The organism is Candidatus Coxiella mudrowiae (assembly GCA_001077715.1).
Lineage (GTDB): Bacteria > Pseudomonadota > Gammaproteobacteria > Coxiellales > Coxiellaceae > Coxiella > Coxiella mudrowiae.
Map to the genome: position 1 here is coordinate 749,448 of CP011126.1, position 14,711 is coordinate 764,158.

Genomic DNA, 14,711 nt, shown 5'->3' on the forward strand with positions numbered 1-14,711 from the left:
CTAAATAGAAGAAGAATTATTGCTCAGCTTACCGGATGATCCCAAAGCACGAGCAATGTCAGACCTTGGAGTAGAGAGAATGGCAGTACAAAAAAGTCGTAAAACTCGTTCAAGACGCGGTATGCGTCGCTCACATGATAATTTGCGCGCTCCCGTATTATCCAAAGATCCCGTGACGGGGGAAACGCATCTGCGGCATCATATTAGTCCAGAAGGATATTATAAAGGCCGTGAAGTTATTACTTTAGAAGAGTCTTACGAAGACGAAGAGTAACCATTAATGGTGAAGACAATCGCACTGGATGCCATGGGTGGTGATCACGGTCCCAAAGTCATTGTGCCCGCGGTATTGTCAATTCTTAAGAAATACTCCCATGTCAAACTTCTCTTAGTGGGCAAAGAGGAGCGGCTTCGTCCCTTAATAACAGAGGGTGGCAAAGCGGTGGGGGATCGATGGGAAATTGTGCACGCCACTGAGGAGGTAGCAATGGACGAAGTTCCTTCTCAAGCGCTTCGGACGAAGAAAGATTCTTCGATGCGAGTGGCTATAAATTTAGTAAAAAAAAATCGGGCGCAGGCTTGCGTCAGTGCGGGCAACACTGGTGCTTTGATGGCAATAGCCCGTTATGTTTTTAAAACCTTACCAGGTATTGACCGACCCGCTATTATCGCTTCGTTTCCTACCAAAAATGAACGGGAAGTTCGAGTTTTGGATTTGGGTGCTAACATTGATTCCAGCCCTGAAAATTTATACCAATTTGCTGTGATGGGGTCTATTTTAGCAGCGGCTGCCGATAGCATCCCCAACCCCAGAGTGGGATTGCTAAACGTTGGTGAAGAAGAAATTAAAGGGAACGAGCTAGTAAAAAAGGCCAACGAGCTTTTTGAGAAAAGCAAAGCAATTAATTATATTGGGTACGTGGAAGGTGACTCCATCTTTGATAATGTCGCCGATGTAGTTGTCTGTGATGGCTTTGTGGGGAACGTGGTATTAAAAGCTACAGAAGGCGTAGCAAAATTAATTGCGCAATATGCGCGGGAAGCTTTCAAAGAGGCCTGGTGGACCAAATTGGCGGTATTACCCGCTATCCCTATTTTTAAACGCTTAATAAAGCGAGTCGATCCTGAAGGTTATAATGGAGCAACCTTTTTAGGCTTAAATGCGATTGTGATAAAAAGTCACGGTAGTGCCAATGTTAATGCTTTCGTTTCGGCTGTGGAAGAAGCCATTCTTGAAGTCGATAAAAATATTCCACAGCTAATTAAAGAAAAAGTGAGCAGTGTGCTTAAGGAGTCTGAGAGCTAATGATGTATTCGCGTATTTGGGGAGTTGGTAGCTATATCCCGGAACAAATCCTCAGCAACGAGGATTTGGAGAAAATGGTTGAAACTTCAGACGAATGGATAATGAAACGGGTGGGCGTGCGAGAACGCCATATTATCGCTACGAGCCCTGATAACACTACCACGATGGCAGTCAATGCTTCCAAACGTGCTATTGAAATGTCTGGGATTGACCCTTCCACTATTGATATGGTTATCGTGGGAACGGCTACGGCAGAATATTATTTTCCAAGTACGGCTTGTTTAGTCCAGCGCTATTTAAATTTAAGAGATGATATTCCTGCTTTTGATTTAAATGCGGCGTGTGCAGGATTTGTGTATGGATTAAGCGTTGCAGATCAATATATTTGCACGGGCGGTGCTAAAACCGTTTTGGTCATTGGAGTGGATTCTCTAACGAAAATAGTGGATTGGCAAGACCGAAGTACCTGCATTTTATTTGGGGATGGAGCTGGAGCGGTAATTTTGCAAGCCGATAAAGAACCGGGAATCCTAAAAATAATTCTCCACGCTAATGGCAACTACGCAGACTTAATTACTTCCAAAAGTCCTATATGGGATCGCGAATTAAATGAGTTTCCCTTGCGAATGCGGGGTAATGAAGTTTTTAAAGTGGCTGTGACGAAATTAGGAGAAATTGTTGATGAGACTGTGGAAAAGAGCGGCCTTAAAAGATCGGATATTGATTGGTTGATACCTCATCAGGCAAATATGCGGATTATTCAAGCCATAGCTAAACGCCTTGGCTTACCTCTGGAGCGGGTTATTTTAACTATTGAAAAACATGGGAACACCTCTACTGCTTCTATTCCTTTAGCCCTCGACGTTGCTGTTCGATCAGGCAAAATCCAGCGTGGTGAAACCTTATTGTTAGAAGCCTTTGGAGCAGGATTAGCGTGGGGTGCTGCTCTATTAAAGTATTAATGGAGAAATAATAACATCATGCCTCTACCATTTGCTTTAGTATTTCCAGGTCAAGGATCTCAACACCTGGGGATGCTCCGAGAATTAGCCCAAGAGCAACCTTTAGTTAGAGAAACCTTTGACGAAGCATCTTCTGTTCTGGGATATGATTTGTGGGCGCTGACCCAACAGGGTCCTCAAGAAAAACTGGACCAAACTCAATTTACCCAACCCGCTCTGTTGGTAGTCGATGTCGCTATTTTTCGGTGTTGGGAGGATTTAGGGGGGTCTCCACCTCAAGCGATGGCTGGTCATAGTTTGGGGGAATACGCGGCCTTGGTTTGCGCGAAAGCAGTGAGATTTACAGATGCTGTCCAATTAGTAGAAAGCCGAGGTCGCTACATGCAAGAGGCGGTGCCCCCAGGTGAAGGAGCAATGGGAGCGATTATTGGTTTAAGTGAATCGCAGATCGAAGCAATATGCGAAAAATCGGCCCAGAGCGCGGTCGTGAGGCCTGCCAATTTAAATTCTCCTGCTCAAACGGTAATATCTGGAGATGCATTGGCTGTGGAACGTGCTCTTGCGTTGGCTAAAACTAAGGGCGCTAAAATTGCTAAGCGCATTCCCGTCAGTGTGCCTTCTCACTCCCCTTTGATGCAGCCGGCGGCTCAACGTCTTGCGCGAGATTTAGCCGGGGTAACCATGACTTCGCCTACGATTCCTGTGATCCATAATACAGATGTGGCTGAGCATCAGGGGGGTGAGGCAATTCGCACTGCGTTGGTGAAGCAACTCGTAGATCCTGTGCGATGGGTAGAAACTATCCAAAAAATGGTAAAGCGAGGAATAAAATTCTTTGGAGAGTGCGGACCGGATAATAAATTAGCGGGTTTGAATAAGCGCATCGAACGCCGAAGCAAAACATTCCCACTGACAACGACAGAGTTAATTTTAGCTGCCCTAGAGTGGGTGAAGTAAAAAAAAGCCATTAGTTAAATGAAGAGGAATATAAGGTATGTTTATTGAAGAAAAAATTGTGTTAATCACGGGAGCCTCTCGTGGCATTGGATTAGCAATTGCTAAAGAAGCAGGTCTTCAAGGAGCTATTGTTCTTGGAACAGCTACCTCCGAAGAGAGTGCTCATAAAATTACTCAAATCTTCGCTGAGAAAGGTTTTAAAGGAAAAGGGTATGCTTTAAACGTTTGCGACCCAGAAGCTATGAAAACTATTTTGGCTAAGATGCAGGAAGACTTCGGTTCGGTGGACATTCTCATTAATAACGCTGGTATTACTCGTGATAACATCTTTCTCCGCATGAAGTCTGAAGAATGGGAGGCCGTTATTGAAACTAATTTGAATGGTGTTTTCCATTTGACTAAGGCGTGTTTGAAGTCAATGCTTAAGAAGCGGTGGGGCCGGATTATCAATATTACTTCGGTCGTAGCCATTATGGGAAACCCCGGGCAAGCAAATTATATCGCTGCTAAAGCTGGCCTTATAGGTCTTACGAAAGTTATCGCTGTGGAACATGCTGCTTATGGCATTACAGCGAATTGTATCGCTCCTGGCTTTATTGAAACGGAAATGACAGGCGAATTGTCAGAAAAGCAACAAGAAGCTATTTTGACTCGGGTGCCCATGAAACGAATGGGACGTCCCGAAGAAATCGCTAAAGCTGCAGTTTATTTATCCTCCGATGGAGCTGGATATATAACCGGAGAGACATTGCATATTAATGGTGGAATGTGTATGGTATAGCGCTTGAATACAAGTAACAAAATGTTACTATTAACCGAATTCACTTATTTAGTTTTTAAGAAGGGGAGCCGAAAATATGGCAACAGTTGAAGAACGAGTCAAAAAGATTATCATTGAGCAATTAGGAGTAAAAGAAGAAGAAGTCACTAATGATGCTTCATTTGTAGATGATCTCGGTGCTGATTCTTTAGATACGGTTGAGCTGGTGATGGCATTGGAAGAGCAATTCGATACTGAAATCCCCGATGAAGAGGCAGAAAAGATTACGACCGTTCAGCAAGCGATTGATTATATTAAATCGCATTCTGCAAGTGAATCTACTGATTAACTGATCAATTTTTAAATTGTAGTTTTTTCTGCTTGGTCTCTGAGGAGCGCTAAATTGGGGAATCGACGCGTTGTGATAACAGGCTTAGGAGTAGTAACCCCAGTGGGGAACAATGTTCCAGATATGTGGGCTGCCCTTTTAGAAGGTAAAAGCGGAGTTGCCCGCATTACGCGCTTTGATGCATCCGCTTTTGCCACGCAAATTGCAGCAGAAGTAAAAAATTTTGATCCGAATCTGTCCTTAGACCCTAAGGAAGTTCGACGAACAGATGTTTTTGTTCAATTCGCTGTAGAGGCATCTCGCCAAGCCATCGAAGACGCTGGGCTTGTCGTTGATGAAAACAATCCTTCTCGAGTAGGTGTTGCCATTGGTTCTGGGATTGGGGGAATGCCCTGGATTGAAAGATATCATCAGACGCTATTGAGCGATGGACCTCGAAAAATTTCACCTTTTTTTATCCCTGGTGCCATCATTAATATGGCATCTGGGATAGTGTCTATAAACTACAATTTGAAAGGCCCTAACATTTCCATCGTTACTGCTTGTACCACAGGTCTTCATAATATCGGCCATGCTGCCCGAATTATTGCAGATAATGATGCGGATGCCATGGTAGCGGGAGGAAGCGAAATGGCTACAACGGCTTTAGGGATTGGCGGATTTTCAGCGGCGCGGGCACTTTCAAGCCGAAATGATGAACCAGAAAAAGCCAGTCGTCCTTGGGATAAGGATCGAGATGGTTTTGTATTAGGTGAAGGAGCGGCATCGGTGGTATTAGAGGAATTGGAACACGCAAAAAAGCGTGGCGCCCCCATTTACGCGGAAGTGATTGGCTTCGGAATGAGCGGGGATGCTTTCCATATGACGGCGCCTGCTCCGGGTGGTGAGGGTTTTTACGCTTGTATGAAAAATTCCTTGGTCGATGCCGGGATTCCTGCTGAAGAAGTAGATTATGTTAATGCTCATGGCACTTCTACACAGGCGGCGGATCATCTGGAAGCGCTGGCTATCAAAAAAATTTTTGGGAATCATGCTTATAAATTAGCCGTAAGTTCTACAAAATCAATGACGGGTCATATGTTAGGGGCCGCGGGGGCAGTTGAAACGGTGATTTCGGTTTTGGCTATTCGAGATAACGTGGCGCCACCGACGATTAATTTAGAACATCCCGATGAAGACTGTGACTTAGATTTTGTCCCTCAGATAGCGAGGGAAATAAACATTACTACAGTGATGTCAAATTCTTTTGGATTTGGGGGAACCAACGGTACGTTGGTGCTAAGGAAGGTATAGACTTTATTTCATGTCGTTATTTAAAAAAAATCGTTTTCATTATTGCTGCCCTTTTTATTTTAATTTTGGGAACGTGGTTTGCTATTGTGTGACATCCATCGTTTTGTTTATATGCCCATGCGTAGTGAAAGAGAAGTACAACAAGCGGCTACGATCAAAATACCGCCCGCAACTGGGGTTCGTTATTTAGCTTACCATTATATTCCAAGGGGGGGGTGATAAAGCATACACAAATTTTTATTTTATTAGCTCACCTTACGAAAGATGCTCCTTTATTAAAATAAAAGCGGGAGAGTATCAAGTTAGACGCACTATGACTGCGCGAGAGTTATTAGACAATATTGTGGCAGGAAAAGTGAAACAACGAAGCGTCACCTTTATTGAAGGATGGACCTTTCGTCAAGTCAAAGAAGCGTTAGAAGCCAACTCTCATATTCTGCATACGATTAATGAACTGAGCGACCAACAAATCATGGCAAAATTGGGAGACAATCGACATCCTAAAGGGCTATTTTTCCCTGACACTTATTTTTTCACTTGGGGAGAGACTGATTTTCAAATATTGCGCCGAGCTTACGATCGAATGCAAACAATTTTGAAGAAAGCTTGGCAAAGTCGGTCAAAGAATTTACCTTATAAAAATTCCTATCAAGCGCTTATTGTTGCTTCATTAACAGAAAAAGAAACTGCATTATCCAAAGAGAGTCTTGAAATAGCTGGAGTGATCTTGCGACGTTTAAAAAAAGAATGCCTTTACAAGTAGATCCCACGGTTTTGTATGGATTGGGGCGGCCTTACGACAGCCCGATTATTAAAGAAGACCTAGTCTCTAATACCCCTTATAATACTTATCAAAATTATGGGTTGCCTCCAACGCTAATTGATATGCCATCGCGGGGATCTATTTTGGCTGCTGTAAATCCTACTCCTGGGGAGGCCTTCTATCATGTGGCTCGGGGGGGGATGGGAGCCATGTATTTTTCGCTACGTATCAAGCCCATCGTGAAAAATACCAACAGAATGATAAAGAAATCATCATAATTCCACCATGGGTCATGGGTGGCACCTTATCTATCACTGGGAGAAAAATATGGAAGATGAACGAGGGTGTTTTATATCCTTCGAAGGAATTGAAGGGGTAGGAAAAACTACAGCGCTCCGATACATCCGCGAGCGCCTGGAGGTTGATCATATTCCTTACGTCGTTACCCGAGAGCCGGGTGGTACGCTCATTGCCGAAGCCATTCGTGAAGTGTTTCTCAATCATTACAACGAAATGATGTGCCCCGATACCGAATTATTATTAATGTTTGCAGGACGTGCACAAAATATTGTACAAGTGGTTTTGCCAGCTTTGCGGCGGGGGCAGTGGGTATTGTCCGATCGTTTTACCGACGCGAGTTTTGCCTATCAAGGCGGGGGCCGTGGAATCGCGGTTAAACACATCGAAGAATTAGCACGATGGGTTCAGGGTAATTTAAAACCGGATCTCACTTTTTTATTGGACGCACCCGTTTCGATTGGTTTAAGTCGCGTAAAGAGCCGCGGAGCGAGAGATCGAATTGAAGCAGAGGGTCTGGAATTTTTCAAGCGAGTACGGGAGAGCTATCTTGCTCAAGCGCGATGCGAACCCAAACGGTTTCGAGTAATTCATGCAGATCAGGAATTATCGGTGGTTAGAGAGCAATTACGCCAGGTAATCGACCCGCTATTAGCAAGCAGACCTTTCTCAAAGTAAAATTAGAGGCTAAGAACTAAATGATTTACCCGTGGCAACAAAAGCAGTGGGACAAAATTGTAGCTTGTCATCAGCAAGGTCGGATGCCTCATGCTCTCCTTTTAACCGGTAGTCGTGGTTTAGGTAAATCAAGGTTTGCTAAATCGTTAGCAGAATTAATTCTTTGTAAGCGCAACCAAACAGAAGCCTGTGGGATATGTCGAGGCTGCCAATTATTTCGTGTCGGGAACCATCCCGATTTTTTTGAGGTGAGTATGGAAGAAAAAAGTAAAACTATTAAAGTGGTACAAATTCGCGAGCTAATTGACGCGCTCAATCAAACTTCGCAACAGGGCCATTATCAAGTAGTGATTCTTTCACCTGCTGAAGCAATGAATCGAGCAGCGGCTAACGCGTTTTTAAAGACTTTGGAGGAACCTTCAGGACAAGTTCTCTTAATCTTGGTTACTCATCAGCCTGGAGCTTTACCCCCAACTATCGTTAGTCGATGTCAACGAGTCCTATTTAAGGCTTATTCTGACTCAGCGGTACTTCAATGGGTAGAAGCACAGATTAAGGGAGATAAAAATAAAGCACTTCAATTATTAACAGTAGCGAATTATGCTCCATTACAAGCGATAGAATTAGAATCGCTAAATTATTTGCCATTGCGGGATCGTTTATTGAAGTCACTAATAAACACAGTAACGCAACGTGAATCGGCCGTGATGGTTGTGAATGCTTTATTGAAAGAAGATATTAAATTAATTTTGCATATTATAATTATCTTTCTTATGGGTGTTCTGCGCCTGCAGCTTAATTGTCATGATTTTGTCCTTAACGTAGATCATTTGCCACTTTTACAGGAGTTATCATCGGTATTGTCACAGGAAAAGTTGCTTGAAATATTGCAACAGTTGCAAGAAACTTGGCGGGTGGTTACGGGATCAATAGCAGTAAACTCACAATTGCTTTTAGAAGAAATTTTTTTAATGTTGGAAACGCACAAATGTTAGTTGATTCACATTGTCACTTGGATATGCTCGATTTAACCCCCTATAATGGGAAATTAAAATCTTTAATTGAAAAAGCGAAAAATGTCGGCGTTGAAAACATTCTTTGTGTAGGTGTTGACTTAGTAAATGCACCAAGGGTTATTGAAATTGCAGAACAATTTAATAATGTTTCTGCGAGTGTAGGCCTTCATCCTAGTGAAAAAGTAGATCATGAACCTTCTATGGCGGAATTAGTTGAACTAGCTAGTCATCCTAAAGTAATAGCCATTGGCGAAACAGGTTTGGATTACTACTATAATAAAAGTTGTTTGGAGGAGGAGATACGAGATCGTTTCCGTCGCCATATTCAAGTGGCTGTAAAACTCGCTAAGCCATTAATTATCCATTCTCGCAATGCCCAAGTTGACACCATACAAATTATGCAGGAAGAAAATGCAAAAGCAGTGAGTGGAGTGATGCATTGCTTTACAGAAAGTTGGGAAATGGCGCAGCAAGCGATGGATTTGGGCTTTTATATTTCTTTCTCTGGTATTGTGACTTTTAAAAATGCTAAAAATGTCGCTGAAGTTGCTGAACGGGTTCCTTTAGAAAAGATGCTAATCGAAACGGATGCTCCTTATTTAGCTCCTGTCCCGTTTCGAGGTAAGAAAAATGAACCGCAATATGTGCTCTATGTAGCCGAATTCATTGCGAAATTAAAAAATACTTCTCTAAACGAAATCGCTCGAAAAACTACCGAAAATTACTATCGATTATTTAATTTATAAGTTTATTTATAATTATTAAGTTTATTTATAAGTTTATTTATAAGTTTATTTATAAGTTTATTTATAAGTTTATTTATAAGTTTATTTATAAGTTTATTTATAAGTTTTATAAGTTAGTGCATGCCTATATCATGGTTTTTATCGGATCGGTTTCGGGCAATTCAATCCCACAAATTGTCTCTAACAGAATGGCCGCCACCTGGTAACCTGGTAGGGGTCGTTAGCGCCTGGTCGGCGGTCTAATATAGCCGTATCTTCGCGAAGCTACAGGCCGCGGAATTGGAACGGAATCACCACGATTACCAATGCCGGAAGAAAATTGTGAGATATGAGCCGTTTCATGCTTTCCAGTAAGCGCCTGTTCCTCTAATCTATCCCCGTATACGGCGATATGCGCTTCATGGTGCTCCTGGAGAGCCGCTCAATAGTCTGGTTATAGCTTCTTTGCCTGTTTTTGAATCACGCACGGCTTTAATCGAGAAATTAGTCTGTTTACCAGTTCCATTCCAATCCCCTTTGATACGGATTTCGGGCGAAGGGTAGCAAGTAATACCGTACTCTTCTCCAATGCAATACAGTAACCATCGAGCGAGCCAAAGGTGGTCTCAGAAACAGTCAGGGAATCAGGGGTTTCATCATCTGTCCTGGTATCACTTCCCCATTCGTGCCAAAGAGCATAATTCCGGCATCCAAACAAGCGTTGGCGTGTTCTTCCACTACTTCCACTACTTCCACTAAAAGGATGGCCAAATTACTTCAATCTACCCCTACACCACAATAGAAAGGCCCTTGAGGAGCAGTATAACCTTGATCGGGCCAGCCCGAGTGGCTGAGCACCCTGAAAGAGCGTATATTCTTATTCAAATCCAATCCAGGGTTCTTGTTTAGCAGCTCCGTTGGCCATAATTTGCCTCAACCGTGTTCGCGTATTGGAAGGATGAGGAGAGCAACCGTCCAGATTTAGAACCTCACAAAGGAGCAAATAATTACCTTCTCTTATAAATAGGATCTTTAAGGATGCACGGGTTTTAATATCAAATCAGAGCCATTACCTGTCGCTTGATAGGTGGAAGAGCTGTCTGAATCCCTAGTCGGGAAAGTCTGCCATGCTAATCTCCTGGGTGAGAGGGTATTTAATAACTCGAATTTGGATCGCAATTTCTGAGTTGGCTCAGCGCTATCCATCCAAATATAAGTGGCTTGAGTAAACATAGGTTTGAATCTCGATTTAAGTTAGCTTTTCATTAACCGTTTTAACCAGGGGCTTAGTGCAAATAAGCCTAAGCCCACAATAAAAGTAAGGATTGCATTATTCACAAAGGCGTGTCTATAGATTTCGCTTGCAGCATGAATATCTTGGACTTGGTGAGAAACCCTAGCTGCTTCGGCCAAAAATCCTGAGAGCTGCCCTCCGAATCCCAATGCCATAAACCAAATTCCCATCATTAACCCTGTAAGATGAGGAGGAGACAACTTTGTCACCATGGATAAACCGATAGGAGAGAGGAGCATTTCCCCAAGAGTTAAAAAGAAATAAAAAATCAGGATCCCGAGCGGATGAACCAAACCGCTTGCTTCGGTCCAATGGGTAACCAGTGCCAATAAAAGCATAGCAAGAGCGGTGGAAAACATCGCCAACGAAAATTTTGTTCCGGGTGTTGGGTCTAGTTTTTTAGTATGCAGACGTTGCCATAAGGAAGCTAAGAAAGGTCCCAATAAAATAATAAAAATGGATTCTAGAGCGATAAATGCCGGTGAAGGAATGAATATACCAAAAATATTTCGATCGACAATCCGCTGTGTAAATAAATTAACGGAGGCAAAAGCTTGAAAAAAGATTCCCCAAAAAACAATGGAAGCGATAACGATAATAATTAGAGCAAGAAATTTATTCCGAACTTGTTTTTCCAAGCGACTGCTTATAATGAACAAAACAATGAGGATAAAAACACCAAGAATTAATTGGAACAAGCTAGCAAAAGAGTTACTGCTCAACAAAAAATAAGCGATAATAATAGTCAGAACAAAGAGTATAAGAAGATTACTTTTATAGCGCAACCAACGCAAAAATGCAGGCGAAATTTGATTAGGAGGGATAGGAAGCCCTCGATTTTCGAAAGTCTTGAAACCGAAGCAGAATGTCAATAGGGTGATAGCGATACCAACTCCTGCACTAAGGAAGGCTATATTCCACCCGAATTTTTCTTGAATAAAGCCAGCACTTCCCAAGGCTAATAAACCGCCTAGGTTAATGCCAATGTAAAATAAAGTGAAACCCGCGTCACGACGAGGGTCGTCTTCATAATAAAATTCGCCTAAAAAGCTTGAAATATTAGGCTTTAATAGTCCATTGCCTACTACGAGAATTGAAAGACTAAGGAACAGCAATTTTTGACCAGCAATACCTAGCAAGAAATAGCCAATGCCTAAAAAAATGGCGCCCACAAGAATAGCATAACGAGCGCCAAACACTCGATCAGCCAAATAGCCCCCTGCCAAAGGAGCTATGTAAACGAGTGCCGTAAACTCGCCGAGAATCATGTAAGCCTGTAAATCAGCAAAGTTAAGCGCGCTGGTGAGATAGAGGATCAGAAGGCTTTGGGTAATATAGAAACTGAAGCGCTCCCACATCTCAGTGAGAAATAAAGGTGTGAGCGCACGAGGTTGTTTCATAATTCGACCTAGGTAAGTTCAAAGCTACATAATTGACCATATCTAATAAAGAAATTCAAGACTGAATTAGGCAAGAGCTTTTGAAAAAAAACATTCCTAAAGAGGAAGTAGCTAAGGTGCAAGGAAAAGTTAAGGCGATTCATTTTCCGAAGTAATAACAAACATTTCAATATCATGGAAACGTCCATTGAAATAGCGATATTTTTTCATCGACCCCTCCCATGAAAAACCTGTTTTTTTGAGGGTAGCGATAGAAGCGCTGTTTTCCTTTAAAGTAATTGCTTCAATCCGGTGGACTGCTATTTTTTTAAAGCAAAATTCAATTACCTTGAGCAATGCTTTTGTCATGATGCCTCTATCCCAATAATCACGAGAGAGATCGTAACAAATTTCAGCGTGATAGTGTTGATTGTTAATATAAAGACCAATAGCGCCAATCATGTAGTCGTCTTCTTTGCGTGCAAGTGTCGAATAAATGCCGCGTTTGTATTTGAAAAGGTCTCGACAATAATGAATTTCAGAAGTGGCCTCGGCTAGATTTCGAGGGTTAGAAGCGAGAATATAACGAGCGACTTCTGGGTTCGTGTAGTATTCGAAGAAAGCTTCTACATCCCTAACAATATCAATATCTAAAATTGGGAATCTTTCATTATAAAAAGTATGGATCATGATTTATTTTGGGTTTTCTTTCGCTCTCTTTCAATGGAAGATCATTATAGGAGCTCAAGCTTAAGAAAATATTAAAGAAACGGGGTGGTTTCAATGCTCGGTATACGATGAAAACTAGTAAGTCGTGAGAAGAGGATATCTGTGTTTTTCTATTTTTGTCCTAATTTTTTGGATTAGTTATCTTCCGATTCGGCGAGGAAAAAGCAAATTACAAAATCTCGTTAGAGTGTTTAATCACGAAATAATCGAATCAATTCTAATTTTATCTTTTTATTTAAATTAAAATTAGCACTTCAAAATTTTTGGAATTACTAAAAATAAATTTGAAATGGTAAGCTTGTATCCCGACGATGGTTATTGTTATTATTTAAAGTTAACATTAGGACAATAGCGAAAATGTAATTTAAAAAGGAAGTTTTTTGGATAAAAAAATCGTTCGACGCGAAGTATCAAAATTAACTGAAGGTCTTGAGCATCCTAATCCCGTTTTACGGCGGATTTATCAGGCAAGAAATATTAATTCACCGGATGAATTATCCCGCGAGTTAAAAAATTTGTTACCTTACTCTTTATTGTCCGGCATCGATAAAGCAACGAAGCGGCTAATTCAAGCTCTCAAAGAGCAACAGCATATTATGATTATTGGAGATTTCGATGCGGATGGAGCAACAAGTACTGCTTTAACAGTAAGAGCGCTGCGTGAATTCGGGCTAAAAAACGTTTCTTATCTGGTTCCCAATCGATTTGCCTATGGCTATGGCTTGACGCCAGAAATTGTAGAGGTAGCTTCCACTCGACAGCCTGATTTAATTATTACGGTTGACAATGGAATTTCAAGTCATACGGGTGTTGTCCGAGCAAATCAATTAGGAATCGATGTTCTAATTACCGATCATCACCTCCCGGGCGAGCAATTGCCACCTGCGTGTGCAATTATAAATCCTAATTGCAAAGAAGATAAATTTCCTAGTAAATGTTTGGCGGGCGTAGGGGTGGCTTTTTATCTTATGTTGGCATTTCGTGCCCAACTAAAAAAAAATAATTGGTTTGAACGAAGTGGGTTCGATTGCCCCAATATGGCGAAATTTTTGGATTTTGTCTCACTGGGCACCGTGGCCGATATTGTGTCATTAGATAAAAATAATCGGATATTGGTTCATCAAGGGTTACAACGTATTCGGGCAGGCCAAGCCCATGAAGGAATTTTGGCATTATTGGAAGTTTCCGGGCGTAAACGAGAAAAATTGCGGGCTACAGACCTTAGTTTCGCCATCGGTCCACGATTAAATGCGGTCGGACGCTTAGATGATATGAGTTTAGGCGTTGCTTGTCTCTTGGCGGATAACAGAAATACGGCTTTAGATATTGCCTATCGATTGGATGATTTAAATAAAGAGCGGCGAGTTATTGAGTCCCAAATGCAAAAAGAGGCATTTAGTGCCATTGATCACCTTAATTTAAGTCAGCAGTTGCCACCTGGCGTTTGTTTATATAAGGAAGAATGGCATCAAGGGGTTGTTGGATTGGTAGCCTCCCGAGTGAAAGAACGGGTTCATCGCCCCACGATTGCTTTTGCAAAAATGAGTGATAATACTCTAAAAGGATCTGCCAGATCTATTTCTGGGCTTCATATTCGCAATGTGCTAGAAGCTGTTGCTACTAAATACCCAGGCCTAATAACCAAATTTGGGGGCCATGCTATGGCAGCAGGTCTTAGCTTGCCTTTAGATCACTATGAAGAGTTTCAACAAGTATTTGCTTCAGAAGTGGGAAGAAATTTTAATGAGGAAGACCTTCAGCTGCGATTAATAAGTGATGGAGAATTAACTTCGGAAGAGTTAACTCTTGAGCTTGCTGAGTTAGTAGAGCAGGCGGGGCCCTGGGGGCAAGGCTTTCCAGAGCCTGTTTTCGATGGTTGTTTTAAATTGGTTAATCAACGGGTAGTAGGCCAGCGGCATTTAAAGTTAATTTTGCAAGTTCCTGAGCATAATTATTATCTAGATGGTATTGCTTTTCATGTTAATCTGGAAGAGTGGCCTAATTTCCATTGTGAATACGTACACTTAGCCTATCGTTTAGATATTAATGAATTTCAAGGGCGCAGGAAATTACAACTTTTGGTAGATCATATTCAAGCGCAAACTGTTCCTTAAAGAATGGCATTTTTTCATTAACTGCTTCAAAGTGATGGCGGGGGTTCTGTTGACATTATTTCCCCCTTGTTGTCTAATCTTTCTGATAA

The 14,711-nt window shown here is 41.8% G+C and carries 14 protein-coding genes and 2 pseudogenes; 13 read left to right on the forward strand and 3 right to left on the reverse strand.

Features of this window, described 5'->3' with window-relative positions:
* Positions 1–79: 79 nt before the first annotated feature.
* The 12 genes and pseudogenes from rpmF (at position 80) to CleRt_RS03740 (ending at position 9,127) form a co-directional block, all read left to right on the forward strand.
* Positions 80–274 (forward strand): 50S ribosomal protein L32, encoded by a 195-nt coding sequence (rpmF, locus tag CleRt_RS03690; protein WP_048875778.1) that lies wholly within the window; start codon positions 80–82, stop codon positions 272–274.
* A gap of 6 nt (positions 275–280) precedes the next feature.
* Positions 281–1,306 carry a phosphate acyltransferase PlsX gene (gene plsX, locus CleRt_RS03695; RefSeq protein WP_048875138.1) on the forward strand — a complete coding sequence of 342 codons (1,026 nt, stop codon included), beginning with the start codon at positions 281–283 and terminating at the stop codon, positions 1,304–1,306.
* Complete coding sequence (locus CleRt_RS03700) at positions 1,306–2,268, forward strand: beta-ketoacyl-ACP synthase III (RefSeq protein WP_048875139.1); 963 nt, start codon at positions 1,306–1,308, stop codon at positions 2,266–2,268. Before plsX ends, CleRt_RS03700 begins: the two co-directional genes overlap by 1 nt.
* Positions 2,269–2,286: 18 nt before the next feature.
* Positions 2,287–3,225, forward strand: a complete 939-nt coding sequence (gene fabD / locus CleRt_RS03705) for an ACP S-malonyltransferase (RefSeq protein WP_048875140.1) — start codon at positions 2,287–2,289, stop codon at positions 3,223–3,225.
* 37 nt (positions 3,226–3,262) lie between these two features.
* Positions 3,263–4,006, forward strand: a complete 744-nt coding sequence (gene fabG / locus CleRt_RS03710; RefSeq protein WP_048875141.1) for a 3-oxoacyl-ACP reductase FabG — start codon at positions 3,263–3,265, stop codon at positions 4,004–4,006.
* Between the two features lie 76 nt (positions 4,007–4,082).
* Complete coding sequence (gene acpP, locus CleRt_RS03715) at positions 4,083–4,334, forward strand: acyl carrier protein (protein ID WP_048875142.1); 252 nt, start codon at positions 4,083–4,085, stop codon at positions 4,332–4,334.
* Positions 4,335–4,388: 54 nt separating this feature from the next.
* A complete protein-coding gene (fabF, locus tag CleRt_RS03720; RefSeq protein WP_048875143.1) occupies positions 4,389–5,627 on the forward strand; it encodes a beta-ketoacyl-ACP synthase II in 1,239 nt (412 codons plus the stop codon).
* Between the two features lie 84 nt (positions 5,628–5,711).
* Positions 5,712–5,846, forward strand: a complete 135-nt coding sequence (locus CleRt_RS13215) for a hypothetical protein (protein WP_306686807.1) — start codon at positions 5,712–5,714, stop codon at positions 5,844–5,846.
* A gap of 94 nt (positions 5,847–5,940) precedes the next feature.
* Positions 5,941–6,668 (forward strand): annotated as a pseudogene (gene mltG / locus CleRt_RS11680) (endolytic transglycosylase MltG).
* Between the two features lie 49 nt (positions 6,669–6,717).
* Positions 6,718–7,365, forward strand: a complete 648-nt coding sequence (tmk, locus tag CleRt_RS03730) for a dTMP kinase (RefSeq protein ID WP_048875144.1) — start codon at positions 6,718–6,720, stop codon at positions 7,363–7,365.
* Positions 7,366–7,385: 20 nt separating this feature from the next.
* On the forward strand, positions 7,386–8,360 hold the full coding sequence (locus CleRt_RS03735) for a DNA polymerase III subunit delta' (protein ID WP_048875145.1): 975 nt from the start codon (positions 7,386–7,388) through the stop codon (positions 8,358–8,360).
* Positions 8,354–9,127, forward strand: a complete 774-nt coding sequence (locus tag CleRt_RS03740; RefSeq protein ID WP_048875146.1) for a TatD family hydrolase — start codon at positions 8,354–8,356, stop codon at positions 9,125–9,127. Before CleRt_RS03735 ends, CleRt_RS03740 begins: the two co-directional genes overlap by 7 nt.
* A gap of 615 nt (positions 9,128–9,742) precedes the next feature.
* Here the strand turns inward: CleRt_RS03740 and CleRt_RS13220 are convergent.
* From CleRt_RS13220 to CleRt_RS03755, 3 genes and pseudogenes are all read right to left on the reverse strand, one after another.
* Entirely contained in the window at positions 9,743–9,877 is a 135-nt protein-coding gene (locus CleRt_RS13220; protein WP_306686808.1) for a hypothetical protein, read from the reverse strand.
* A 483-nt stretch (positions 9,878–10,360) separates the two neighbouring features.
* Positions 10,361–11,840, reverse strand: a pseudogene (locus CleRt_RS03750) (peptide MFS transporter).
* A gap of 89 nt (positions 11,841–11,929) precedes the next feature.
* The gene (locus CleRt_RS03755; protein WP_048875148.1) at positions 11,930–12,469 is read right to left on the reverse strand and encodes a GNAT family N-acetyltransferase; all 540 of its coding nucleotides are present in this window, start codon (positions 12,467–12,469) and stop codon (positions 11,930–11,932) included.
* 419 nt (positions 12,470–12,888) lie between these two features.
* Here CleRt_RS03755 and recJ point away from each other — a divergent pair, with 419 nt between their 5' ends.
* A complete protein-coding gene (recJ, locus tag CleRt_RS03760; protein WP_082160424.1) occupies positions 12,889–14,622 on the forward strand; it encodes a single-stranded-DNA-specific exonuclease RecJ in 1,734 nt (577 codons plus the stop codon).
* Positions 14,623–14,711: the final 89 nt, after the last annotated feature.

What these genes read in the sequence shown, in the direction of transcription:
- CleRt_RS03700 (WP_048875139.1), top strand. Translation starts at nt 1,306, where the DNA reads ATGATGTATTCGCGTATTTGGGGAGTTGGTAGCTATATCCCGGAACAA.
- plsX (WP_048875138.1), top strand. Translation starts at nt 281, where the DNA reads ATGGTGAAGACAATCGCACTGGATGCCATGGGTGGTGATCACGGTCCC.
- fabG (WP_048875141.1), top strand. Translation starts at nt 3,263, where the DNA reads ATGTTTATTGAAGAAAAAATTGTGTTAATCACGGGAGCCTCTCGTGGC.
- CleRt_RS03755 (WP_048875148.1), bottom strand. Translation starts at nt 12,469, where the DNA reads ATGATCCATACTTTTTATAATGAAAGATTCCCAATTTTAGATATTGAT.
- CleRt_RS03735 (WP_048875145.1), top strand. Translation starts at nt 7,386, where the DNA reads ATGATTTACCCGTGGCAACAAAAGCAGTGGGACAAAATTGTAGCTTGT.
- rpmF (WP_048875778.1), top strand. Translation starts at nt 80, where the DNA reads ATGGCAGTACAAAAAAGTCGTAAAACTCGTTCAAGACGCGGTATGCGT.
- acpP (WP_048875142.1), top strand. Translation starts at nt 4,083, where the DNA reads ATGGCAACAGTTGAAGAACGAGTCAAAAAGATTATCATTGAGCAATTA.
- CleRt_RS03740 (WP_048875146.1), top strand. Translation starts at nt 8,354, where the DNA reads ATGTTAGTTGATTCACATTGTCACTTGGATATGCTCGATTTAACCCCC.
- tmk (WP_048875144.1), top strand. Translation starts at nt 6,718, where the DNA reads ATGGAAGATGAACGAGGGTGTTTTATATCCTTCGAAGGAATTGAAGGG.
- fabD (WP_048875140.1), top strand. Translation starts at nt 2,287, where the DNA reads ATGCCTCTACCATTTGCTTTAGTATTTCCAGGTCAAGGATCTCAACAC.